25 protein-coding genes are annotated in these 25,644 nt (G+C 45.2%); 4 read left to right on the top strand and 21 right to left on the bottom strand.

The features are described from left to right. Positions 1 to 692: 692 nt before the first annotated feature. The 4 genes from F1644_RS22075 to F1644_RS22060 form a co-directional block, all read right to left on the bottom strand. On the bottom strand, positions 693 to 845 hold the full coding sequence (locus F1644_RS22075; protein ID WP_072025905.1) for a DUF4295 domain-containing protein: 153 nt from the start codon (positions 843 to 845) through the stop codon (positions 693 to 695). Between the two features lie 7 nt (positions 846 to 852). Continuing rightward, positions 853 to 1,041, bottom strand: coding sequence for a 50S ribosomal protein L33 (gene rpmG, locus F1644_RS22070; protein WP_027202636.1), 189 nt, complete (start codon positions 1,039 to 1,041; stop codon positions 853 to 855). A gap of 11 nt (positions 1,042 to 1,052) precedes the next feature. Next, on the bottom strand, positions 1,053 to 1,295 hold the full coding sequence (gene rpmB / locus F1644_RS22065) for a 50S ribosomal protein L28 (protein WP_027202637.1): 243 nt from the start codon (positions 1,293 to 1,295) through the stop codon (positions 1,053 to 1,055). 98 nt (positions 1,296 to 1,393) lie between these two features. After that, positions 1,394 to 1,927, bottom strand: coding sequence for a 4Fe-4S binding protein (locus F1644_RS22060; RefSeq protein ID WP_168044190.1), 534 nt, complete (start codon positions 1,925 to 1,927; stop codon positions 1,394 to 1,396). 115 nt (positions 1,928 to 2,042) lie between these two features. Here F1644_RS22060 and F1644_RS22055 point away from each other — a divergent pair, with 115 nt between their 5' ends. Further along, complete coding sequence (locus F1644_RS22055) at positions 2,043 to 3,206, top strand: IS4 family transposase (protein ID WP_008666211.1); 1,164 nt, start codon at positions 2,043 to 2,045, stop codon at positions 3,204 to 3,206. A gap of 32 nt (positions 3,207 to 3,238) precedes the next feature. On the opposite strand, the gene F1644_RS22050 is transcribed toward F1644_RS22055, so the two are convergent. Further along, positions 3,239 to 3,982, bottom strand: coding sequence for an FMN-binding protein (locus F1644_RS22050; protein WP_168044412.1), 744 nt, complete (start codon positions 3,980 to 3,982; stop codon positions 3,239 to 3,241). Between the two features lie 115 nt (positions 3,983 to 4,097). Here F1644_RS22050 and F1644_RS22045 point away from each other — a divergent pair, with 115 nt between their 5' ends. Further along, a complete protein-coding gene (locus F1644_RS22045) occupies positions 4,098 to 6,203 on the top strand; it encodes a M3 family metallopeptidase (protein WP_118302705.1) in 2,106 nt (701 codons plus the stop codon). A gap of 188 nt (positions 6,204 to 6,391) precedes the next feature. Here the strand turns inward: F1644_RS22045 and nth are convergent, their stop codons facing one another. The 10 genes from nth to F1644_RS21995 all read right to left on the bottom strand — a co-directional run bounded on the left by nth (position 6,392) and on the right by F1644_RS21995 (position 17,158). Beyond that, the gene (nth, locus tag F1644_RS22040; protein WP_118302707.1) at positions 6,392 to 7,033 is read right to left on the bottom strand and encodes an endonuclease III; all 642 of its coding nucleotides are present in this window, start codon (positions 7,031 to 7,033) and stop codon (positions 6,392 to 6,394) included. A 62-nt stretch (positions 7,034 to 7,095) separates the two neighbouring features. Continuing rightward, positions 7,096 to 7,962 (bottom strand): SDR family oxidoreductase, encoded by an 867-nt coding sequence (locus F1644_RS22035; RefSeq protein ID WP_229782441.1) that lies wholly within the window; start codon positions 7,960 to 7,962, stop codon positions 7,096 to 7,098. Positions 7,963 to 8,043: 81 nt separating this feature from the next. Further along, entirely contained in the window at positions 8,044 to 8,862 is an 819-nt protein-coding gene (locus F1644_RS22030) for an SDR family NAD(P)-dependent oxidoreductase (protein WP_118302709.1), read from the bottom strand. Between the two features lie 10 nt (positions 8,863 to 8,872). Then, on the bottom strand, positions 8,873 to 10,099 hold the full coding sequence (locus F1644_RS22025) for an NADH:flavin oxidoreductase (RefSeq protein WP_118302711.1): 1,227 nt from the start codon (positions 10,097 to 10,099) through the stop codon (positions 8,873 to 8,875). 10 nt (positions 10,100 to 10,109) lie between these two features. Continuing rightward, positions 10,110 to 10,871 carry a DUF1295 domain-containing protein gene (locus F1644_RS22020; RefSeq protein ID WP_229128174.1) on the bottom strand — a complete coding sequence of 254 codons (762 nt, stop codon included), beginning with the start codon at positions 10,869 to 10,871 and terminating at the stop codon, positions 10,110 to 10,112. Between the two features lie 321 nt (positions 10,872 to 11,192). Then, positions 11,193 to 11,942, bottom strand: a complete 750-nt coding sequence (locus F1644_RS22015; protein WP_118302713.1) for a CDGSH iron-sulfur domain-containing protein — start codon at positions 11,940 to 11,942, stop codon at positions 11,193 to 11,195. 134 nt (positions 11,943 to 12,076) lie between these two features. Continuing rightward, positions 12,077 to 12,838 carry a YaaA family protein gene (locus F1644_RS22010; protein WP_118302715.1) on the bottom strand — a complete coding sequence of 254 codons (762 nt, stop codon included), beginning with the start codon at positions 12,836 to 12,838 and terminating at the stop codon, positions 12,077 to 12,079. A 3-nt stretch (positions 12,839 to 12,841) separates the two neighbouring features. Next, positions 12,842 to 13,057, bottom strand: a complete 216-nt coding sequence (locus F1644_RS22005; protein WP_027202647.1) for a heavy-metal-associated domain-containing protein — start codon at positions 13,055 to 13,057, stop codon at positions 12,842 to 12,844. A 30-nt stretch (positions 13,058 to 13,087) separates the two neighbouring features. Then, a complete protein-coding gene (locus F1644_RS22000; RefSeq protein WP_189021503.1) occupies positions 13,088 to 15,316 on the bottom strand; it encodes a heavy metal translocating P-type ATPase in 2,229 nt (742 codons plus the stop codon). A gap of 171 nt (positions 15,317 to 15,487) precedes the next feature. Beyond that, positions 15,488 to 17,158 (bottom strand): putative transporter, encoded by a 1,671-nt coding sequence (locus F1644_RS21995; protein WP_118302719.1) that lies wholly within the window; start codon positions 17,156 to 17,158, stop codon positions 15,488 to 15,490. Between the two features lie 109 nt (positions 17,159 to 17,267). On the opposite strand from F1644_RS21995, the gene F1644_RS21990 reads away from it, so the two are divergent. Further along, the gene (locus F1644_RS21990) at positions 17,268 to 17,825 is read left to right on the top strand and encodes an RNA polymerase sigma-70 factor (protein WP_118302721.1); all 558 of its coding nucleotides are present in this window, start codon (positions 17,268 to 17,270) and stop codon (positions 17,823 to 17,825) included. Between the two features lie 7 nt (positions 17,826 to 17,832). Here the strand turns inward: F1644_RS21990 and F1644_RS21985 are convergent, their stop codons facing one another. From F1644_RS21985 to F1644_RS21960, 6 genes are all read right to left on the bottom strand, one after another. Continuing rightward, the gene (locus tag F1644_RS21985) at positions 17,833 to 18,888 is read right to left on the bottom strand and encodes a winged helix DNA-binding domain-containing protein (protein ID WP_118302723.1); all 1,056 of its coding nucleotides are present in this window, start codon (positions 18,886 to 18,888) and stop codon (positions 17,833 to 17,835) included. A gap of 113 nt (positions 18,889 to 19,001) precedes the next feature. Beyond that, the gene (locus F1644_RS21980; RefSeq protein WP_087420015.1) at positions 19,002 to 19,568 is read right to left on the bottom strand and encodes a sugar O-acetyltransferase; all 567 of its coding nucleotides are present in this window, start codon (positions 19,566 to 19,568) and stop codon (positions 19,002 to 19,004) included. Between the two features lie 280 nt (positions 19,569 to 19,848). After that, entirely contained in the window at positions 19,849 to 20,700 is an 852-nt protein-coding gene (locus F1644_RS21975) for an aldo/keto reductase (RefSeq protein WP_118302725.1), read from the bottom strand. A gap of 16 nt (positions 20,701 to 20,716) precedes the next feature. Then, positions 20,717 to 21,541 (bottom strand): carboxymuconolactone decarboxylase family protein, encoded by an 825-nt coding sequence (locus F1644_RS21970; protein ID WP_118302727.1) that lies wholly within the window; start codon positions 21,539 to 21,541, stop codon positions 20,717 to 20,719. 11 nt (positions 21,542 to 21,552) lie between these two features. Beyond that, complete coding sequence (locus tag F1644_RS21965) at positions 21,553 to 22,560, bottom strand: flavin reductase (protein WP_118302729.1); 1,008 nt, start codon at positions 22,558 to 22,560, stop codon at positions 21,553 to 21,555. Positions 22,561 to 22,693: 133 nt separating this feature from the next. Then, a complete protein-coding gene (locus F1644_RS21960) occupies positions 22,694 to 23,935 on the bottom strand; it encodes a phosphatase PAP2 family protein (RefSeq protein ID WP_118302731.1) in 1,242 nt (413 codons plus the stop codon). A gap of 457 nt (positions 23,936 to 24,392) precedes the next feature. Between F1644_RS21960 and F1644_RS21955 the strand changes: the two genes are divergently transcribed. Further along, the gene (locus F1644_RS21955; RefSeq protein ID WP_118302733.1) at positions 24,393 to 25,607 is read left to right on the top strand and encodes a FecR family protein; all 1,215 of its coding nucleotides are present in this window, start codon (positions 24,393 to 24,395) and stop codon (positions 25,605 to 25,607) included. The last annotated feature ends 37 nt before the right edge of the window (positions 25,608 to 25,644 follow it).

Here is a 25,644-nt window from a genome sequence, read left to right as displayed (position 1 = left end):
GGTAGGAATTTAAAATCGGAAATCAAAAATAAAAAAAAGGAGGGATTTCCTGTAGCGTCTTAAATGGAATACATTGGGACTGACGAAAAGATGTTGTATGTATGTGTGTGTGCGTGCGTCTGTGTGTGTGGTGTGTGTGCGTGGTGTCCCGTAGGATATATTCCAGTACTTTTAAGAACTCTATCAGAAAATCAGCTTAAACCCCAGTCAAAGCTATCCCCTCTCTTTATGCTAGATGATTCAATCTAATAACAGCTAAAAATAAATCATAAGTTCATCATCTATTCTACCTCTTTAACGTTACCGCTAAAGAAAGGTTTCGTTTTTTCTCGAAAAAAATCGAGAAATTTTATTTTTCAATTATTCAAACTAACTCTTCAGTTTTCAACCATCAAGAAGCATTCCTTGATTGTGAATACATAGAGTATAACGGGAATTATTGGGATAGGTTACACTTTTGAGTAAAAAAATCATGATTTTTTTTGTTCTGATGAAATTCGGAGGAAATATAAAGAGAAACTACCCCCTCTAACTCCCCCTTACACAGGGGGAGGACACGCTCATTGAAATATTGTGATGTTTGGTAATCAGCTCTCCCCCTGTGTAAGGGGGAGCTGGAGGGGGTAGTTCCCGAAACACACAAAAAAAAGAGCGCCTCACGACGCTCTTTCTTATATGAAGATTTTAAAATCTTATTTTTTCACGGCTTCTTTCACCTGATCGTTAGGAACCATTTGTTCCTTAAAAGTATAGGCACCGGTTTTTGGAGATTTCACCATTTTGATGATTTTTGCAAATCCCCTACCATCTGCTGTTTTAAGTGTTGCAACAACTTTCTTTGCCATAGCTTAATTATTTTATTTCTCTGTGTAAAGTTACTCTTCTCAGAATCGGGTTGTATTTACGCAACTCCATTCTCTCGGGGGTGTTCTTTCTGTTTTTGGTAGTGATATAACGAGACGTGCCCGGCATTCCGGATTCTTTGTGTTCCGTACACTCCAAAATCACCTGTATTCTGTTTCCTTTGCTCTTCTTTGCCATCTCTTCTTACTTTATACGTTCTTAATTAAACCATTGGCAGTAGCTTCCTTCAAACAAGCACTAATACCTTTCTTGTTGATTAGGCGCAATCCGGCTGCAGATACATTCAAACGGATCCATCTATCTTCTTCTGGCCAATAAAAATTCCTCTTAAACAGGTTGATCTCGAATGTTCTCTTCACTCTTCTTTTGGAGTGAGAAACATGGTTACCAACCATCGCTTTCTTTCCAGTTATTTGACAAATTCTTGACATCTCTCAATATTTTTATAAACGCTTTCCAAACAGGATGCAAATTACGCACTTTTTATTCAAACAATCAAATGTTTCGGTAAAAAAGTTTCAAGTTTTTTTTACCTCAATATAAAATATAATATCACGAGGAATATTGCCAAGGCAATAAATTCCCGGATCACTTTTTTCCTTCTCTCCGAACCCGCCTTTGTATCGGCCTTTCTCAAAATATCCAGCAACGCCCCGGTAGGACAAAAATAGTTACACCAAGGACGGGCAAAAAATACGGATAAGAGTAAAAATATGACAGCCAAAGCGATGACCCACCCCGTTGCAGCGGTCAATAAAAATGCCGGGAAGGGTTCCAACGATGCCAATTCCAACGGAATTCCCCACAACAACAGCGCGAGAATCACCATAAAATAGATCACGCGAGTATATTTAAATATATTCTTCCACACTCCCTTGGGGGCTATTTTTTTCTTACGAACTTTCCCTACCAATTCCTGCGCTGCCCCAAAAGGACATAGATACGCGCAATAATACCCCTTGTTCAAGAATAAGGGACAAGCCAAAGCCAGCACGGCAATCACGGGCAACAAAATACGAGCGCCCCAAGGTACCCCGTTCAACAACCAGTTAAATAACAACATTAGTGTCCACTAAAAAATCATAGTCGTTCTTTGAAATTGTTGAAATTCAGTTTGTTGTAATGGTATTTGGTGCGCAACGATTTGAAATTACTTTTGCAGTCTGAATCAGACTGTTATGAATAAAGACAAATATGTTTTTTCTCAATTAGTCACATTTCTTGATGAGTTCAAGTTCTTGCGTATCGTCAAGAAGTATGAAGGCAACAAATACATTAAAAGCTATACCTGTTGGAATCAGTTGCTTACGATGATGTTCGGTCAACTTTCCAACCGTGAGAGTTTAAGAGACCTCATCGTGTCACTGGAGGCTCACACCGGAAAACTCTATCATCTGGGAATCGGCAAGTCCGTAACACGAAGCAATCTTAGCAAGGCTAACGAGCAACGTGACTATCGCATCTTCCAGGAATATGCAACCTTCATGATAGCCGAAGCGCGCAAGCGTAGAATCGAAAGAATCTTTGAGCTTGACGGTCATGTCTATGCTTTTGATTCCACCACGATTGACCTTTGTCTGTCAGTGTTCGAGTGGGCTAAATTCCGCAAGCATAAAGGCGGAATCAAGATGCATACGCTCTACGATGTGGAAGCGGAAGTTCCTGCATTTGTGCATATTACTCCTGCTAATATTCACGATACAAAAGCGATGTCTGTGATTCCTTATGAACGTGGTGCGCATTATATATTTGACCGTGGTTACAACGATTTTGGCAACTTGTATACGATAGACCGCATAGGTGCTTTCTTCGTTGTACGAGCCAAAACCAATGTACGCATCAAGCCCAAAACGTGGAAGCGAAGATTGCCTGAAGGTGTCATTTCTGATGTCATCGGATGTTTTACGGTTTATAAAAGTTCCAAGGATTACCCCGATGAACTTAGAAAGCTCATTGTTGAAGACCCCGAAAGTGGCACACGATACATTTTCCTGACGAACAATCTTGACGCTTCGGCTGAGCTGATTTCTCGGTTATACCGAAATAGATGGAGTGTGGAGCTGTTTTTCAAATGGATTAAACAACACCTTAAGATAAAGAGGTTTTGGGGAACTTCGGAGAATGCTGTACGCATACAAATATATTGTGCCATAATTACTTACTGCCTTGTGGCGATAGTACAACACGATATGAAGTTAGAGCGAAGCATCTACGAAACCTTGCAAATACTCGGCATCTCGCTAACCGATAAAACTCATCTTAGAGATTTGTTCGACAAATCGAATTTCAAAAATATCAAAGAGCTAAATGATTCAAGTGAATCGAATTTATTTAATTTTTAACCGACTAGTGACCAAAAAATTTTTAGTGGACACTAGTGAAATAACAACTCTAATGAAACAAAGTACCCGGACCAGAAACCAAGAATCAACACGGAAGAAACCTGCAACACGTAACGCCAACGTTTCATCCGACTTCCCCAGAACATACTGGCTAACGCCAACAAAACCACAATTCCCCCCAAAGCGTGCTGTAACAATTTCATCCAATCCATGTCAAAACCACCCCCGTCACGTTCCAGGTAAAACTCCAGCGCTCTTTTCACACTCCCCCGGATGGCATCACTCGACATCGTGGCCCCACTCACGGCCTCCACGTTCAGTTGCTCGGCCTCCTCCAACGTCTTACCATCCCATGCCGAGAACAGATTCTTTTTCTCCAAACGCCTTAAAAACCCGGGCGACTCGCTATTATCTAACAGGGTAAGTCCTAAAATCACATCTTCCTCGGAAACCGCCAAGAACAAAGGCACATTCCCAGCATAACCGATCAGATCGTCCGCGATCGGGGTCGTAACAAGTAATTTACCAATCTCCTCCCCACCAGCTTTAACGGCATAATGTACTTCGTTCACTTTCTCAACGCTCGTACAAGTCGGAAAATATTTCTTCACCGCATCCAGCGGAACAACATTCGAAACCTCAGCTTTCACCTCTTGATTCTTCGGGGCCTCGTTGGTCGTCTTGAAATTCAACGAAATCAGGTAAATGATAACACACAACAAAATTACCTTAGGTAACTTCGTGATAAAAGTTGCAACATTTTCTTGTATATTCATATCAATCTTATCCATTTTTGAAAGACACAAAAATAAGGAGAAATTCATTCATTTGTATATTCTATCTGACTTAATTATATTTGTCACATTCTAAAACCAAATAATAAAATTCAAAATGAAAAAAGTCACTTACTTAGTTTGTTGCGTAGGACTAGCGCTGCAATCCTGCCAATCAGGGCAAGTGAAGAATGAAAATCCATTTTTCAACACGTATGAAACCCCTCACGAGGTTCCCCCTTTCCACTTGATTAAAAATCAACATTATCTTCCTGCTTACGAGGAAGGGATGAAACAACACCAAGCGGAAATCGACGCGATCATCAACAATCCGGAGGCTCCTACATTTAAAAACACGATCGACGCTCTCGAAACTTCCGGCGAATTACTGAACAAAGTAGCCTCCGTGTTCGGCAATCAACAAGGTGCGAACACGAACGATTCGATCAAGGCCATCGCCAAAGAGATTACCCCGAAACTCACCGCTCACTGGGATGCGATCAATTTAAATGACAAACTTTTCGAGAGAATCAAAACGGTATATAATAATAAGGAGAAAGAAAATCTGACTCCGGAACAATTGACTGTACTCGACAAATATTACCAAGGTTTCGTTCGGGGTGGAGCCAACCTCTCTCCCGAGGACAAGGAAACATTCAAGAAGTTGAACAGCGAACTATCTATGCTCAGCCTGCAATTCGGTGAAAACTTGCTGAATGAGACCAATAATTTCAAACTGGTCATTGATAACGAGAAAGATTTATCCGGTCTTCCCGAAAACGTGATTGCCACAGCTGCTACCGCTGCCAAGAATGCCGGATTGGAAGGGAAATGGGTGTTTACCCTCCACAACCCAAGCATGATTCCGTTCCTGCAATATGCTGACAACCGTGATTTAAGAGAAAAGATCTACAAGGCTTACATCAACCGTTGCAATAACGACAACGAGTACGATAACAAAGAGATCATATCCAAGATCACTTCCCTGCGAGTACAAAAAGCCCAGTTGCTCGGTTATGATACCCATGCGGCATTCATTCTCGACAACAACATGGCCAAAACCCCGGAGAACGTGTACGACCTCTGTAACCAAATTTGGAATGCCGCTCTCCCGATCGCTAAAAAAGAAGCCAAAGAACTTCAAGACATGATTCGCAAGGAGGGTAAAAACTTCAAATTGCAGCCTTGGGACTGGCGCTATTATGCTGAAAAAGTAAAGAAAGCCAAATACGGGTTAGACGAAAATGAACTTCGTCAATACTTCCCGCTAGAAAATGTCAGAGAGGGAGCCTTCTACACGGCCAATAAATTATATGGTATCACGTTCACGCAACGTACCGACCTACCCGTTCCCCATCCGGACGCTTTGGCATTCGAGGTGAAGGAAGCGAACGGAGACCATATCGGGATTCTATACATGGACTTCCACCCGAGAGAAAGCAAACGTTCAGGAGCATGGATGAATTCTTATCGCAAGCAATCCGCACTGGGTAAAAAAGTAACCCCGATCATCACGAACGTGTGCAACTTCACGAAACCCACGGGGGATGTTCCGGCATTATTGAGTTTTGACGAGGCACAAACCCTTTTCCATGAATTCGGTCATGCCCTTCACGGTTTATTGTCACAATGTACATATAATAAGGTATCAGGAACTTCTGTTCCTAGGGATTTCGTGGAACTCCCCTCTCAAATTATGGAAAACTGGGCCGCTGATCCCGAAGTATTGAAAGTTTACGCCCGTCATTACAAAACGGGAGAACCGATCCCGCAAGAGCTTATCGACAAACTGGAGAATAGCGGACATTTCAACCAAGGATTCGTCACGACCGAATTCATGGCAGCCGCTTTACTGGATATGGCTTACCACACGCGTAACACCACCGATCCCGTCAACCCGAACGAATTCGAAAAAGCCACGTTAGAAAAAATCGGACTTATCCCGGAAATCACGGTACGCTATCGCAGTCCTTACTTCCAGCACATATTTGCCGGAGGCTATTCTTCCGGGTATTACGCTTACACGTGGGCCGAAGTACTGGATGCTGATGCTTTCGAGGCATTTAAAGAAACCGGAAACATCTTCAATCCCGAAAAAACAAAAGCATTCCGGGAGAACATTCTTTCCAAAGGTGGCTCCGAAGATGCCATGACCCTTTACCAGAAATTCAGAGGTCAAGAGCCTTCTATTGATCCATTACTAAAGCGTAAAGGATTAAAATAAAAAAATTAGAGGATTGTGAATCACAATCCTCTAATTTTTTTATTTTTTCACGCAACCTTTTCAAAAATCCTGCATCTAATAAATAAATTCACACTAAGTAATAAAAACGGGTTTATTGCAAGAAAATGGATGCTCGAAGTAGTTCCAATTTTAGGGTTAGTAGTAAATAGTGAAAAAGCTGTCTCTCGTCAAGACAGCTTTTTTTGATTATATCTGCACCACTCGGCAATCCCACACTCTTCACACTTCGGCTTTCTTGCCACGCAAACATATCTTCCGTGCAATATCAACCAATGGTGAGCCGTGGACAGCCACTCGGCAGGAATATGCGCCACGAGTTGTTTTTCCGTTTCCAACGGGGTCTTGGCACCCGTTACCAGCCCGATACGGTCAGCTACCCGGAAAACGTGCGTGTCGACAGGCATAGCCGGACGCTTGAAAGCCACCGCTTCCATAACATTGGCCGTCTTCCGTCCCACCCCGGGCAACGTCTGCAATAACTCGAAATCATCCGGGACAATCCCATCAAAATCTTCCATCAGCTTTTTTGCCATCGCAGACAAATGCTTGGATTTATTATTCGGGTAAGAGATAGACTTGATCAACTCGAAAATCTCCTCCACGCTCGCCTTAGACATAGACTCCGCATCCGGAAATTGCTCGAACAAAGCGGGAGTCACCATATTCACCCGTTTGTCGGTACATTGAGCCGATAAAATCACCGCTACCAACAACTGGAAGGGATCATTATACTGTAATTCCGTGTCGGCTACCGGCATACGTTCCCGGAACCATGCCAACACCTTATCGTATCTTTCCTCTAATCGCATAATATTAATTTCTTTGCCTACAAAGATAAGTAAAGCTGAAAATTAAAAGCCTCTATTGCACTCTAATTTTCTCCCTTTTTTAATTTTGAGCCGATCAGTCCAGCCACCAATTGCTCTGTCTGAAGCCACAACTTCTGACAAGCCTCTGCATCAAGAACCGCTTTCGGTACCCCCACCTGACGTTTATTCCTAAAAAAGCCGCCCGATACATTCACGTACCGATCGGAAGTTGCCAAAAGTATAGCCGTCATCGCCCCTCGTTCCGGAGATTTAATAAACGGACGAAAAAAAACATCCGCCAAGGGATCGTACCATTTATGCATAGTAATCATTCCCGTGTTCACCACACCCGGATCAACCGCGTTCACGGTAATCGCACGCCCCTGTACCCGCCTTGCCAGTTCAGCCGTAAACATCAGTATCGCCAATTTTGAATTGGGATAAGCCTTAAAGCGACGGTAATGCTCCGGGTCCAATTCAAAGAAATGATCTCCGATCTCTCCCATCTTACAAGTAACCGATGATGTATTAATAATCCGGGTCTTCCCGGTTTTTCCCATATTCGGAAGTAACCAATTCGTCAACAACCAAGTCCCCACGTAATTCACCCCCACGGTCATCTCCAACCCGTCCTCGGTCGTCGTAAAATCCCGACACATGATCCCCGCGTTATTCACCAGCACGCTAACCTCCCGTCCGTTCAACCCGTCAACAAAAGAACGGATGGAAGCAACCGACGCCAAATCCAACTGATGCAACTCCACCCGACCGTTTCCCGTCTCCCGCACAATTTCATCCCTCACTCCTGCCGCCCGTTCAACATTCCGACAAGCCATAACCACGGGAACACCCGTCCCGGCTATCGCCTTCGTGATCGCCTTTCCCATGCCCCCATTGGCCCCGGTGATGATAAACAAACCTTTGTTCATTTTAGATCCTACGAATTATATGATTCTGCGATTTTCGATTAGATGATTATAAAATCACTTAATCATTAAATCGACAATCACTCAATTTTTTTCATTTTCAATTGCTTTTTTCACCTTCCTCATCACCCACCTCACTACCCCGTAAGGCAGAAAGAACAGGAAACCGATAAAGAAATAATTAATTACCCCGGGAATCATTTGGGATCGGTGACGGAACATCCCGTTAATTGCACGATGTGCAAGCGTGTCAGGTTTCATCATCACGCCGATTCGCACGGCCAAACGCTGCAAATGAAGAGGTAAATTATATAAATCGGTAGCGATCGCTCCCGGGCAAACCGTGGTAACGTTCACCCCATAATCAAGCATCTCCAAACGAAAAGCCCGGGAAAAACTCTTCAAAAAACACTTCGTGGATGCGTACAACGAAATTCCCGGATAAGGGAACCAAGCCGACATCGAAGACATATTGAGGATATACCCTTTTCCCCGTTTTCTCATATCCTCCCCGAAATAACGACAAAGCAAAACCACCGTGTTCATGTGCAACATCAGCATGGTTCGCACGACACCCACGGAAAGATTCACGATATGTTCGAACCGAAAAATACCGGCATTATTCACCAGCACCTCCACTTGTAACCCTAATGCCACGCAGAAACCATGCAGATGTTCCGCTGCATCAGGTAGTGATAAATCCATATAAAGAGGCCACGTCTGTACCTCGTACGTTTGTGATAACTCCCCGGCACATCGCGTAAGGCGCTCTTCCTCGTTACTGACCATCACGACATCATATCCCCGGGAACACAACTCCCGGGCATACTCCAAGCCGATTCCCGAACTGGCTCCCGTGACAATGGCCACCGGATGAACACTAGGCTGATCAATTACTTCCATAAATCATATTTCAATTTTTCTTGGAAGCCGATTCCAACTCCTTCAATAACTTCTTGGGTAAATCCGGAATATGCTTATGACAGGCCATCTCCCTAGAATACATACGGGCGATACAATAATTCGCATGTTCGCAAGCATTCCGGGCATTCTCTTCCCTCGCCATCCGGTTCACAAAATCCGGTTCATTCAACAAAGCACGAGCCATCGACACCCCGTCAAATCCGGCATCCAACACCATATCTATCTTTTCCCGGGAAACCAATCCCCCCACGTACACGAGAGGTAACTTCACCGCTTCCCGGAATTTCAATGCATCTTCGAAAAAATAAGCTTCTTTAAACGGTACCGTCGGAATCATCATATGCCCGGCAACCCGAACGCCTATCGGTAACCAGAATTGTTGCATATAATACGTCAGACTACGGATAGGCATGGCCCCCCTCATCACGTACATCGGGGCCCGACTGACAAAACCACCGCTCAAAATCAAGGCATGAACCCCTATCTCTTCCAGAGCCTTGGCCACCTCGATACATTCCGGCACCTCCATCCCACCCCGGAATCCATCTCGGGTATTCATCTTCACCAACACGGCCATGTCATCCCCCGCCGCTTTCATCACTTCCGCCATAGCCATACGCATAAACCGCATCCGGTTCTCCAGCGATCCCCCGAACTCATCCTTCCGGTGATTCGTGTAAGGGGAAAGGAACTGACTGATCAGATACCCGTGTCCGGCATGAACCTCCACGGCATCAAACCCTGCCTCCCTAGCCATATTCACCGCTTGTCCGAATGCCTTTGCCATCTCCACGATCTCCTCTTTCTTCATTCCCCGCACCAATGTCGGCGAGTAAATATTAAAACCACTCGAAGCGGAAATGGGCGTGCAGCCACAAATCCCCTTGTGCGACATATTCCCGCAATGCCCGATCTGTATGGATGCAGCCGCACCCGTGGCGTGTATATCATCCGTGAGTTGTCGTAATGCAGGAAGAATCTCCGGCCTTAACCACAATTGGTGGGGAAACGATAAACCGCTACGAACAATAGCAGCGTAAGCGATCGTCGTCATCCCGATTCCCCCCCGGGCCACCGAAAGATGATAATCATGTAACATTTCCGAAGGAGCATTCCCCGGACACATACCCTCGAATGCCGCGGCCCGTATGGTTCGGTTACGTAAAGTCAGCGGCCCTATCGTTAATGGCGTGAATAACTTGGATTCTCGTGTCATATCATTTTTCTTAATATATAAAAGGAATCACTCGTTTCAGACGACGTTTTTTCACCTCGTCCCCGAACATCCCCAAATATTTGTGATAAATTGTATTAGCTCTCGGTACTAAATTAGCGAACGTCCAGATGGCAAAAACTGCCCCGGAAAGCGACCATGTGAGAATGGCAAAACCGACCCATTCTACAATCTCGCCAAAATAATTTGCTGAAGTCACGTAACGAAACATCCCGCCCTTGGGTAAATAATGCCCCGTGTCACCGGGACGCCGCAAATGACGAATAATATGGTCCGACTGTATATTCGTGAACATCCCGGCAAAGAACAATACCGTTCCGATAATAAACTGCGGGGACGTCAACCACTCCGGGGTATAAAGATCCGACGGGGCGAAATAGAAAATCCACCCTCCCTGCATACACGCATTCAACACGTTAAACGTGATTCCCATCAACATGATTCCCATCGGCATTCTCCCCTTACCTTTCAGTAATAACGGGAAAATAAACGCACGCTGAAAATAATGTATCTCGAAAAAAATAAAGAAAATCAACGGCACCAACTCATACCCCCTATCCGAGAAATACCAGAAAAGTGCCATCGCGATAAAAACAGGAGCTTCCATCAGTACCCAGCCGATCCGGTTATCTATTGGTCGCCCCCACTTGGCATCGAAAAACATACCATAACCCGCTTTCACGAAGTACAGGGCTACAAAAACAATAACAGCAATTCCGGTCATCACGGCCAGAAAAATATGAAATGCATCCATCCTACAATTTTATTGATTACACGAATAATCAACAAATATCATGCCAACAAACAATAAATGTTAAGAACGATAGAAAAACTCAAATCCGATATAAAATACCTTTTCGTGGACGCTCACATATTCAGGTTCGGAAAACGAGGGTAATTCGGGAAAAGCAAAATCCCAAATAATGCCTCCCCTACTCCGCTCCTACCATAAATGCAAAATATTGTAATCAGATATTAGGTATTTATAAGTATATACCACCTGCTTTATAACATGGTCATAGTTATCTCGAATATAATATTCTCCCGATGAGTTAATTTGCAGATTCAGACCATTTTACTTTATCCCGCCATGCGGTCCCGGTAACCCGTCCCGGAAACGAATACTCACGTGCGTCCCGTCACAGAAAGGTTTGTTCGATGACGCCCCGCAACGACATAGTGTAACCCGGTTCCGAAGTTCGTACCTCACGCCCTCCGTGTCGTCAATCGGAATCCCGCCCCGTACGAACAAGGGACCGCTACAACGCTCCTGTGGGTCTTCCAACAGTACCAGTGATGGTTCCAGTTTATTTTCAATAAATTCCCCCTTATCCTTATCCCAAGCCTTCAAACGACCTGCCGGACAATAATTAGCCTCCCGGATCGTCAACTCCCTAGCCTCCGGATCATCGGACTCCTCCACGAGATTCCAAACCTTCCCGTAAGCATCACAAAAACGGGCAAAAGCACAATATTTCTCGTTATCCGTCAGTTCAAGCGTGGGCCCGTCAACCACATCGGCATCTTTCAATAAAGGAATATTATCGGCTGTCAGCGTGGGGTCCCAATTCGTGTTCAAGTGAGCCCCGTCGCAATACGGCTTATTGGCAGAAGCCCCGCAACGACATAAAGCCGTGGGTTCATCATTCATATCGTACTCAATCCCATCCCGATATGACCATGAACTTCCCTCGTCATTCTGCACGATAAACTGTTGTTTTAAAAGCGGATGACCATACACCAAGTAAGGCCCTTTTCTATCAACTACAATGGAATACTTTTTATTGATTTCAGGTGTTCCCGGTTCTATCTCTCGTTCTTTCATAGTTAAATCAGATTAATTATTACGGTTAGATATACCTACAAAAAGTCTTTTTTGTTTCTTCCCGGACCAAATATTTTAGAAAAAGTTGCAGACTGGGAGGCAACATGAAATATGTACCTGCAACTCTTTCTGTTTTACTTCTTTATTCGGGTAAAGAAATAACGTTCCTCGTCCGAGAGATCAGCATTAAACGTGTACCCATCCCAGTTGAAAGCTTTCAACTCCTCGGGTTCCTCAACACGATTCATCACGATATATCTCGTCATCGTCCCCCGTGCAATCTTGGCATAAGTACGAACTGTTTCGTATTTACCATCCCGCCATTCTTGAAATTCCGGTGTAATCACTCTCACCTGTTTCCTCAACTCGTCCATTTTCAAGGCTCCCTGAATATCCATACTGGCCAGATTCACCATAATCCCTCCAACCTTACGCACATCTTCCAATAATGGAGTCGTCAGCTTCGGAACCCAATAATCGTACAGGTTCGCCCCATCCAACTTCACGGCAAACGCGATCCGGTAGGCTTGGATCAAATCCAACGGACGCACCAAACCATAAAGTGTTGAGATAATCCGGACACGATCTTGAGCATACTTCAAGTCCTCTAAAGAAAAAGAATTCGGATCAATAGCTTTGAATACACTTCCGTTATAAGCCAACAATGCCTGTTTTCGAGGATTCGAAAGCGATCCGAACCTCTGATAACGTTCGTAATTCTCCGCCGCCAGCTTAGGACTGATCTTTAACATCTTTTCTAACTGGGATTCGGAAAAGCGGCGCATTTGCTCCGCCAGATATTCCGCCTCTGCCGTGTACTTCGGAGTGCTACCCGGAAACTCCTGTTCCACCACGGACATATCCATGGTCTTGGCCGGTGATAAAATAACTAACATCGTTTATCTGAACTCTTCAACTTTATACCCCGCGTTCTCGAACGCCTTCTTCACCGAGTGCGTATCTCCGGTCTTCAACATAACCGTCAGCACCTTGTCCGGATGTTGCAAATCCACGCTCCATTCCGTCACGTCTCTCAAACTATTCAAAAACGGAGTGACTTTCGATACGCAGCCACTGCATTTCAACGTTGTCTTAAATCTGAACTTTTTTTCCATGTTGCTTTCTTTTATTGGTTTATATAATAGCTACAATTTTTTCCATTTAATTCTCAAACTATTAGTCACCACGGACACCGAACTGAAAGCCATCGCGGCAGCCGCAATCATCGGGTTGAGTAAAAAACCGTTGATCCCGTACAACACCCCTGCCGCTAAAGGAATACCAATTATATTATAAATAAACGCCCAGAACAAATTTTGTCGAATCGCCCGCACCGTCTGATGCGAAAGCGCGATAGCACGGGGAATCACGTTCAGATCGGAAGTAATCAAAGTCACCTTTGCCACGTCCATGGCAATATCCGACCCTTTTCCCATGGCAATACTCACGTCAGCCTGTGCCAACGCCTGCGAATCGTTGATTCCGTCACCCACCATGGCCACCACTTTCCCTTCGTGCTGCAAGGCCTCCACGAAATTAGCCTTCTCACCCGGCATCACTTCAGCCTTAAAATGACGAATGCCTACCTGATCTGCCACGGCACGAGCCGTCAAGGCATTATCCCCGGTCAGCATATAGACATCAATTCCTTTTTCATGCAGCGTCGTAACCGCCTGACGAGAACTCTCCTTGATCTTATCGGCAATGGCAACCAATGCCAACACCCGACCCTCTCCGGCAAAAAAGACAACCGTTTTGCCGTCGCCTTCCCACCGGACAGCAAGCTTCTCGTTATCATCATCTAAAATAACATGACTCACTTCCAGCAAAGCCCGGTTCCCGACAAGGTATACCTTATCCCCGACTTTTGCCGTCACCCCTTTACCGGTCTGATTCTCGAAATCCGAAACCGATATTTCATTCACAACCTTCTCTTTAAACTTCTGCACCACGGCATCTGCCAGCGGATGTTCCGAACGCCGTTCGATCTCCAAGAGGATGGATGGATAACGCTCGTCTTCCGACCCCGGAGTCCAGTGAATATCCGTCACGACAGGTTTTCCCTCCGTGATCGTCCCCGTCTTATCCAGCACGATCGCGTTCACCCGGTACATCAGCTCCAAGCTCTCGGCATCCTTGATCAGTATATTATGTTCCGCCCCTTTACCGATCCCGACCATGATCGCTGTCGGCGTCGCCAATCCCAACGCACACGGGCAGGCAATAACCAACACCGTGATGGACGTCAGCAATGCATGAGTGAAAGCAAGGTCTCCACCTATCAGCATCCACACGATAAACGTGATTACCGCGATCCCCATCACTACCGGAACAAAAATTCCGGCAATACGGTCCACCAGTTTCTGCACGGGAGCTTTACTTCCCTGTGCCTCCTGCACCATCCGAATAATATTGGCCAAAACGGTTTCTCCCCCAACCTTATCGGCACGGAAACGGAAACTTCCCTTCTCATTTATTGTCCCGGCATACACGGGTTGTCCTTTCACCTTCTCCACGGGTATCGACTCCCCGGTAATCATACTCTCGTCGACAAAAGAAGACCCTTCCGTCACTTCCCCATCCACCGGAATCTTTTCCCCCGGTTTCACGACCAGAACATCCCCTACCGCCACCTCACGGATAGGCACCTCCTCTTCGCTGCCGTCGGCAAGAATTTTAGTCACCGTTTTGGGTTGTAACCCCATCAATTTCTTTATCGCGGTCGAAGTACTGAACTTGGCCTTTGCCTCCAGCAAACGCCCCAACAAAATCAGAGCAATAATCACCGCAGCGGCCTCGTAGTACACGTGAGCCTCCAATCCCCGACTCGTCCAATATTCCGGCCAAATCGTGTTGAACAGACTGAACAAAAATGCCACTCCCGTACTGACGGCCACCAACGTGTCCATATTCGCACGTCCGTGTTTCAACTGCATATAGGCATGGACAAAAAAGTCCCGTCCGAAAAATGCCATCACCGGAATGGTAAAAGCCAGCATAATCCAATTACCATAGGGCATATGCATAAAAAACATACCAATCACGAACACGGGTATCGCCAAAACAATAGCCCCGATCGTCTTTCGTTTTAACGCGAGAAACTCTTCACGCTGCAAACGATCCGCTTGATCCGTATCCTCCGTGTTTTCCACCACCAGTTCGTAACCGGCAGACTCCACGGCCTTTTGAAGTTCCACGGGTGTAATCACCTGCGGATCATAATCCACTAAAACGGTTGAACCGGCAAAATTTACCTTTGCCTCGTAGACTCCCTCTTGAGCACCGAGTGTTGTTTCCACATTCAAAGCGCAGACAGCACAACTCATGCCCAAAACTTGGAAAGTCTCTTTCGTATGAATTTCTTTTCCTGACATTTCACATTGTTTGAATATATGTTTACGGAATATCGTAACGTTTAGTTACAATCTTACCACTAACAACCCTTAACTTGCATCAAATCTTATACCAGCGAACTGTTTTATTTTAACATTTTCACAAGAAATGATCACGCACATTGACGAATTACGAGTATTTGACCTCCTCACTTACAAAAATAGCATTAAAATTACCTGTGCCATAATAACTCTCACGAACATCGTCAGCGGGTAAACCGTCGCGTAAGCCACCGAAGGCGTATCACTATCCACCGTGCTATTCACGTAATTCAACGCCATCGGGTTCGACATACTCCCGCACAACATCCCGGCCACCGAACCGAAATCAATTTTCATCCATTTAATAGACACGGCCGCAACAAGAATCACCGGAATCACCGTAATCGCAAATCCCAATCCGACCCACAACGCCCCTTCCGGACGGAACACGGTCTCGAAGAAATGAGTTCCCGCATCCAATCCCAAACAGGCCAAATACATGGAAAGTCCCAGCGCCCGCAACATCAGATTGGCACTTATTGTCGTGTAAGTTACCATGTGAATTCGGGGACCGAAAGCCCCCACGAGAATCCCCATTACAATTGGTCCCCCGGCCAATCCCAACTTTACCGGAAAACTGATACCCGGAATCGTCAAAGGAATTGATCCCAGCAACAACCCCAATACCATCCCGATAAAAACGGCCACCAGATTCGGCTCATCCAAATCCTTCACGGCATTCCCCACCACGTTCTCCACCTTTGCGATGGCCGATTCCTCCCCGACCACCGTCAACCGATCACCCAACTGCAAGGTCAAATCCGGCGTGGGCAACAACACGATACCCGCCCGGTAAATGCGGGTTATATTTATCCCGTATTGATTTCTCAACCGCAACGCTCCTAACCGCTTCCCGTTAATCTCCGGTCGGGTAATCACGATCCGGTGGGACACCAATTGACTATCAATAGCATCCCAGTCTATATCTTCCTTATTCCAATCCCTCGTATCCCGCTTCCCGATCAACATCGTCAGCGCCTCCACGTCCCCTTCCGTCGTGATCATCAACAAACAATCCCCCTCTCTCACCACGGTATCGGACGCCGGGATAATCACCTTCTCATCCCGCCACAACCGGGAAACCACAAACTTCTTCGACGATTGCCGGGCGATCTCTTGGATGGTTTTACCGGACACACCGGGATTGCTCACGAGAAATCCCATAACCACCGTCTTCTTGTGGCTATCTTCATCACTTTTCTTGAAAAATATACTGGATGCGAAAAGTTTACGTACAAAAATAATAGCCAGAATCACACCCACCACCCCTAACGGATAAGCCACGGCACACCCCAATGCCAGATCTGATTGTTGAATAGCGGGATCATTCAATTGTTTCAACGTCTGTTGAGCCGCACCCAAAGCAGGCGTATTTGTCACCGCACCACTCAGAATTCCCACCATATCCGGCAACGACACTCCCGTGGACCAATGAAATCCCAAGGTCATCACGATTCCCAACAAAACCACCAACATGGCCAGCATATTCAATTTCAGCCCTCCCTTTCCCAAGGAAGAGAAAAAACCGGGTCCCACCTGTACCCCCAAGGCATACACGAAAATAATCAACCCGAAACTCTCCGCGTAATTCAACATCTGCGGATCGATCGACAACCCGAAATGTCCTGCCATGATGCCCACGAAAAACACGAAAGTTACTCCCAACGACACGCCCCACATGCTGATTTTTCCTAAAGCCAGCCCCACCGCAGACACCAGTGAAACCACGATTACTGCCTGAATCACTGAATGTTCTGTTAATAAACTACTCAACCATTCCATAATCTTATCTTTGAACGCCAAAATTAATTAAAAAAACAGGAATACGTATCAAGAGCTATTTTGTTTTTAATTTCACTTTTCCTAACTTTGCAAACAACCAAAGCGGATTATGGAACGTGTGCAAGACAATAAACAAAGTAGCCTCGTGTTTGAACAATTATTCAAGCAACACTATCGTACCCTCTGTTTCCATGCCATGAGCTTGGTAAACGATCTGGATGCCTCCAAAGACATTGTACACGACGTGTTCCTCAGTTTATGGTATCACCGGGCCTCCATTGATTTCACCCGCCCCATATTTCCCTACCTGTTCAGCCTCACCCGTAACCGGGCGTTGAACTATTTGGAACATAAAAAAATCCAGAATAATCACGTGCGTCAACACCTTGCCGACGACCCGACTTACACGCTATCGGATGATTCCGCCCGGGAAGAATTGTTGGAACGCATTCTGGCCCGCATCGAACTCCTCCCCGAACGTTGCTCGCAAGTGATGAAACTCAGTTTTATCGAATGTAAAAAGTATAAAGAAATTGCCGAAGAATTAAATATTTCGGTGAATACCGTGAAAACTCACATCACGACAGGCCTAAAAACCTTACGGGACGAATTTCCCGCTTCTCTCCTGTTGCTTCTGTTCTCACATCCGCACCGGCATTTCGACTGATCCGGCATCAGTCATTCCCCTCGTTATTAAACACTCTAAACCTTTCTTTTGCCTTATCCAACTCTCCCTCATCGACCTCAATACCCGGTATAAAGAAAGAAGATTCTACCCCGAATTGTTTCTTCTTGGCTGCCTTATTCCAATTCCCGACAATCTTCCCGTTATGCAAAATCACCGGGTAGAAAATTCCAAAAGTATTAAAAGCCTTCCTATAATATTCCGGCGCTAATGCCATCGAACGATCTTTATAACTAATAAGATATTCATCATACGAGGGCAACAAATGTATAACCCGTTTCGCCCGTGCATTCCTTGTACATGAATGATGGATTAACCAGTCCGTCTCCCCGATTCTCTCCGTAATCAGTTCCGCATCAATCAACCCGACCGCCTGTTTTGCCTCCGTTATAGATAACCCCGACCACCAGATAAAATCCTGCAAACTGGCAGGGGAATGACTTCTGAAATATTTGATTGCCAATTTTGCTAAAGCCTCTTCCTTGTGTAACTCTTTCATCGGGGGCACCCGTTCATCCAGCAAAGCATACGTACGTTTATTTCCCTTATCCACGCCATTACAGATGATACTGTCAACTTCCGCCCTTCCCAGAAAATACCCGACCAGATCATCCCCCACGATAACACCCGCTCGGTTCAACTCCTCACCAATCTCCTGTCGGGTCAAGTAGCGATTCCCCTCCAAAGCCCTCACGATCACTTCAAGACTTTTGATATACAACTCTTCCGATATTCCATGATTTTTCCAATACGAATCGTACGCCAACTTCACCCGTCTGGCCGACAACTTCAACATCCATCGAATATCCTCCGCCACCACCAGATGCCAAGTCGGGCGCAACACGTGAGTCCGCAATATCTCCCCCTTCTCCAAAGCCGCCTCCACCTTCCGGATGTCCGGTTTCTTCAACCGTAACCCCACGGCCCACTTCGCCATACTATACTCCTGCCCCTGCAAAGCACCCATCCATGCTACAAGTTCCTTGGGATCATTAAAAGCCGGATTCACCAACTGCTGACTTCTCAAACGAATATCTGTAATCATATATTTGTATTTTTAGAACTACCTCGTTCATTTTTTCAAATATATAAAGAACTCTCTATAAAACAGCAGAACCGGGTAAAATAAAGTAAATATATCTTTCAATTAATATATCCTCACCCGTCTATCATTTTGATAAAACGTGCAGGAACACCGCCAACAATCGCATTCGCCGCCACATCTTTCGTAACGACCGCACCCGCACCGATAACAGCATTGTCACCAATGGTTACTCCTTGAAGAATTGTTGCGTTGGAACCTACCCACACATTTTTACCCAACACAATAGGAGCCGGATAAGTCGTTTTACGATCTTCCGGGGCTAACCCGTGGTTGAGCGTGGCGAAAACAACATTATGCCCAATTTGGCATCCATCGCCAATGGTCACCCCGCCATGATCTTGAAAATGACAACAGGCATTAATAAATACGTTCTCCCCAACAGTAATATTCTTTCCAAAATCCGCATAAAACGGAGGAAATACCCGAAGGGACGACGGCACTTGATAACCAAACAATTCGGAAAGCAACCCACGTACTTCGTCCGGTGTACGGTATGCCGTATTCAACAGGAATGTGATCCGTCTCGCCTCGTTACTCATGGCATCCATAAAACGATGTATTTCCTCTGTATTAAGCGCCTTACGCATCTTTACATACTCTTTAAATTCCTTCGTTGTCATATCTTTTTTTCCTTTCAAATCTTATGGGTACATCCCCATAGTACAAAATTAAAGTAGTATGGTAATTACATACTACTTTACAGTCCATGAAGGTAATGCTTGTTTTCATACTCAAACTCCTCCGTCACTTCGTGCCACCTCCTCTATAAACAGAGGAGGAGCTGATGACTCTTCCAGAAGATAGGAAGTATTTCAACTCTCCCTCTGTTTATAGAGGGAGTACGGCGAAGCCGGGAGGGAGTTTGTGTTCTGCAAATTCATATATAAGTTCCAATATTTATTATGCTTGGCATTCAATATTATAGAGTCGTTCCACTTCGGCCGGGGCGTGCAAATCAAGAATCGTGCTGCATCCCGTATCCATGGCATCAATTGCCGCCATATCCTCCACCGACAAAGTGAAATCTCCGATATTGAAATTCTCCTCCATCCGAGTCCGATGTACCGACTTCGGGATGGCAACAACACCGCGTTGCAAATGCCAACGCAGTACGACCTGTGCTGCCGATTTACCATATTTACGACCGATTCCGGTCAATATTTCATCGGTAAACAACCCGTTCCGTCCTTCGGCCAAAGGTCCCCATGCCTCCATCTGTACGCCAAGTTCCCCCATGATCCGCACCGCCTCACTTTGCCGGGTATAAGGGTGCATTTCAATTTGATTGACTGCCGGGATAACACGTACGTTGTGACACAAATCCAACAATCGATCCGGTTCGAAATTACAAACCCCGATGGCTCGTACACGGCCCGCCGAATAAAGTTCTTCCATTGCCCGCCACGCCCCGTAATAATCCCCCAAAGGCATATGTATCAGATAAAGATCAAGATAATCCAAACCTAAACGGGCTAACGAAACATCAAATGACCGTAACGTCCGTTCGTATCCCATCTCCGAAATCCACGCTTTGGTTGTAATAAACAACTCTTCCCGCAAAATACCACTGTTGCGAATAGCCGCCCCGACAGCCCGTTCATTTCCATATACCGACGCCGTGTCGATAAGCCGGTAACCGGTAGCGAGAGCATCGGTAACGACTCTCTCGCACTCGGTTGCATCGGGTACTTGGAAGACACCGAAACCTTGCATCGGCATCCTCACCCCGTTATTCAATTCCTTGAAATCCATAGTTACACAGGAATAATTATTTGGTCTGTTCGAGCTTGTTGTACTCTTCATCCATAACCGGTTCGAGCCATTCGTTGGAGGTTTTCTCTCCGGGAACCTCGAAAGCCAAATGAGCAAACCAACTATCAGCGGCAGCCCCGTGCCAATGTTTCACGTTCGCGGGAATATGGATGACCGTACCGGGCAGAATCTCCACGGGAGCCTTACCCTCTTCTTGATACCAACCCCGTCCGGCAACACCGATAAGCATTTGCCCGCCACCTTTCGTTGCACGATGGATGTGCCAATTATTGCGACAACGCGGTTCAAACGTAACATTGGAAATCGCAACTTGCTCACGAGAAACCGGGGCGAGGTAGCTATTACCAATAAAATACTTCGCGTATGCCGTATTCGGCTCGCCGATAGGAAAAATCATTTCACGTTGGAAAGCAGCTTTAGCATCATTACCTGTCGAATCTTCTGCCCACACTCCCTTGGCCAAATTAAATGCAGCCCACGCCTTCGGCCAACCGGCATAAAATCCTATATGGGTGATAATCTCGGCAATTTCAGTACGAGAGATTCCGTTCTTTTTTGCCGACTGAAGGTGAAAAACAAGCGAACTATCCGTAATACCTTGACTAATGAGGGAGGTAATGGTTACTAGACTGCGGTCACGCAGACCCAGTTTATCCGTGCGGCTCCAAACTTCACCAAAAAGTACATCATCATTAAGTTCCGCAAATTTAGGGGCAAACTCTCCGAGTTGATTACGCCCAGCCGTCTGTACGATCTTTTCTTGTGCCATAACATTGAATGTTAAAATACTGAATACTGAAAATAAGAGAAATTTATTCATAGCCGTTTTGTTTATTGAATGAAGTTATTAATTTGATTTGCAGGATTAAGGGGCGTCTGGTCAGAAAGCGTCAGTCTCTTAACCATGTGCAACGTTCCCTGTTTGTACTTTTGAAAATGTTTCGATGTGATATGTAACTCGTAAGCCTTTTGACTGGCATAGGTTTCGAGAATCGTTACCATACAGGGATTCTCTTTTTCGCTAACAGCATACATAGTCAACACCCCCGGTTCAGTGCGCAGGGAAACTTCGCCCACTTCCGTCGCGTATTTCATATACTCGTCAAGATACTCCGGATAAACCTCTATTTTCGACAGGCGCACAATACCATCGGCCGCCATCGGTTGTTTCGCACACATACCGGGTTCCTCATCCAGATTCAGACACTTCCCGATCACCTCCCCCGTGGCAAGGTAAGAGTAAGTCGGAAATTCAAACAACACAGGCTTTAACCGGGTATAGTCGAGTTTACCGTTATGATCAAGTACATCGGGAGTCGCATAGGTATTAACCACGGTGCAGATGAAATTATCAAACCCCTCGGTTTCGTAAATATCCACCACATTACACTCCATTGTCAAAGGCGACACGTCAATCACAGGCGTACCATTCTCCCCGATATGATAAGCGAACACGCTCGATTTATCAACCGTCTTCCCGCTCACACTACCCACATAATCCGCTTTAGGCAGCATCTCCCGGCTAACGAGATTAATGGAGAGTTTTTTCGATTGCTTAATTCCCTGATTGGAATAATGTTGTTTACTCATACTGACGAGTATGCGATCATGACCGATAACACCCGTATGTCCGACAACAAGCCAATTCACCTTTCCTTCCACCTTCGTACCAACAACTGTCATCGGCTTCGGATAGAGAGCCAACAGTTTGCCGAGATTTTTCTTTTCCACTTCCATTATATTGGGCTGGTCAGTATTCTCTTTCACTGTCGAGCTGCATGACAACATGGTAAGCAGCGCAAAACTCGATACTGTTTTCAAAAGGTTTCTCCCATCCATAATTTGCTATCTTTTATTGTTAAACTTCTGATGGCAAATTTACGGCAATGGAACAAGCGGGTTTGTATATGAATTACGGATATTCATACCCAAATTCCCGATTTTGTAATCACCCCCACGGGTGAATATGAATTTAAAAGGTGATCATGAATGATGTCCCCAAAGTAAGCGTATTCATGTATTCATTACTATTTTTACTATGCGACGGAAGTAAATTATAATCGAAGAAAAAACGGACTCCACAATATTCCTTTGCTTTGAATGTCAACGAAATACCACTTCCGAAACAAAACCCGTTTCTCGCGGGAACCAATCGGTCGGTGAGTTTCAATTGCGGATAATGTACATATCCTCCCAAAAGTTTACTGCCTATCAACCATCGTGAAGATAACGGATATGAAAAATAACTTCCCCCACAAAGCGATAAAGCATCGAACGTGTTATTCTCCGCCCGATCTTTATTGACTATTATTGATGTATTGGAGACCGTGAAGCGCCCACCAATACCCACGTACGGGTTGAAGAAATATGCCCCCTCCACACCAGCCGAACTACCCGATGAAGTACGGAACTCCGTTTGCTCGTCAATATCGTACCCACTTAACGGGATATTCAAACCGAGATACAGACTCACGAAAGAAGGCTTACCCATGCGATCGAACATATCTTCATTTGCAAAACGATTAATTCCTTTTTCCTTGAATATCAAATCCGCTAGATAATAACCTACCTCTGTTGAAAGTATACCAATACCCGCCCCGGTCAAGACATCACTCAACCAATGTTTGTTGTTTGCCATCCGCATCAATCCGGTAGCAGTAGCAACACCGTATGCCCCGATACCAACCCACGGACTCTTATGCCCGTATTCCTTATTAAACATGGTGGCAGTCATAAATGCCGTAGCGGTATGCCCGGAGGGAAAAGAGTGTTTATTTGACCCGTCCGGACGTTCAACATGAGTTGTTTGCTTCAATGAATTTACGACTCCCCCCATAAGAAGAATAGAAAAGGCATCGGAAACCAGCATCCTGTCCCATGAGCTACGACTTTGTACTCCTGCCACTTTCATGCCAAGCATTACCGCGGCAGGAGTATATTGTAGATAATCATCCAAATGTCGATCAAACTGCGGCAGATAAGTATCGCGCAAACCCCGAAAATGGTCGTCTTCACTTTTCACGATCAAGCCACCAACCACTAACGGCACACCGATATACGTCATTTGGTAAAGCCGGGAAGATGAGAACCTGTCAAGCCTTTTACTAAAGTTACTTGTCGCAGGAACACGCAAACTATCCTCTTCTACTAAATTTTGAGCCGATAAGAAAGCAAAGCTACAAATGCCAATGATACATAGTACAATCCTTTTCATGCTGTCATAATCTTATTGAATTAGGACCGTAAAAATATCGGACGATTTTGAAGAAAATTTGAAGATATATCTCGATCATGAATGAATCCTTGGGGATTAAATAAGGATTTTCTACTCTTAATCATGCAAATTACCAGGGAGTTACCAGACTATTGTCAGCCTGTTAGGCGCTCTCGCCGCATTGTCGCCGCCTTATCGCCCGATTATAGCCGCCATTTTAACAGATCATAAGTAAAGATAACATTTGCCTTATTTCTATTTCAACCTCTAACAAACAATCTACAAAGTAGCAAAAAGATTCATACACCCATATACTACCCCAAAGTAACCCTAGAATTAGGTATATCTATCGGAAGTAACAACATTTGTAATTTTCCTTTGAAAATATTTCATTTTTCACTCACCCATTTTTCAACCTCACCTGTGTATATAGTGTAAAAGATCAAACCAGAGACAAATGAAAGAAAAACTGGATAAAATAGAATTCATACTGGAACACCTCCGAGAACCGGAACGGCTACTGCAAGAAGAGTTCGTGAGCTGGTTGCAGGAAGAAGAGAATAAACACTTGTTCGAGGAAGTGACTACGAACCGGATGGCATTTTTGCAAAAAGAATACGGTCAACAAATAGAACCGGAACTGGAATGGCAAAAATTATGGCAACAAATGCAAAAGGATTCTCATACCCCCATTCCGGAAAAGAGAAAAATCAACCGAAGGGTATGGTATTCCGTGGCAGCAGGGGTATGCGTGCTGACGGCTTTAGCAGGAGGTTTGTTGTTACAACAAGGGAAAGAAAAAAAATCAGTTTCCCCTATGGTTCAAATTGAACACGTGGGAAAACGAAATGCCCAGTTGATCGTTTCCACGGGGGAAGTTCTTGATTTATCCCAAGAAAAAATTTACCAAAAAGCCGTGGACGGAACGTTGATCACGAATGACACGTTAAAACTACTCTCCTATCAAAGCAATGCAGGGGAAACATACACGACCGGAACCAATGCCCCGGAAAAGGTAAACAAAGAAACCGTGTATCACACATTACGTGTTCCGGCTGGTGCCGACTACCAAGTAACATTAGCAGACGGCACAAAAGTATGGTTGAATTGTGAATCGACGCTACGGTATCCCGTAGAATTCGGGGATGAAAAACGGGAAGTATACCTAGATGGAGAAGGATATTTTGAAGTAAACAAAGCCGCAGAGTGGCCCTTTATCGTCAACACGGAACAAATGCAAGTAAAAGTCACCGGGACAAAATTCAACGTGAAATCTTACACCACCGAACCCATCGTGCATACGACTCTCGTCGAAGGTTCTGTATGGGCTTACACCGATCAGGTACAAGTGGAATTAACCCCATCCGAGCAATTCCGATACGATAAGGAGACCGGAAAGACATCCGTACAAAAGGTTGACACGGAACTCTACACGGGATGGATTGAAGGTATGTTCGTGTTCCGGAACCAACGTCTGGAAGACGTGATGAATGACCTCGCACGCTGGTACAACATGACCATATTCTATTCCACGGCAGAAACCAAGGAAATCCGAATCTCCACGAATCTGAACAGGTACAAGAATATTGACGATCTATTGGTAATTATTAATGAAAGTGGTAAAGTGGTTGTCGCCCGCAAGGACAACACCATAACCATCCACGCCCGATAATAAGAAAGGATCGGGGCCTGCGCCAACATTTCCCGAT

This window comes from Butyricimonas paravirosa (assembly GCF_032878955.1).
GTDB lineage: Bacteria > Bacteroidota > Bacteroidia > Bacteroidales > Marinifilaceae > Butyricimonas > Butyricimonas paravirosa.
This window is presented reverse-complemented; position numbering and strand designations above follow the sequence as displayed.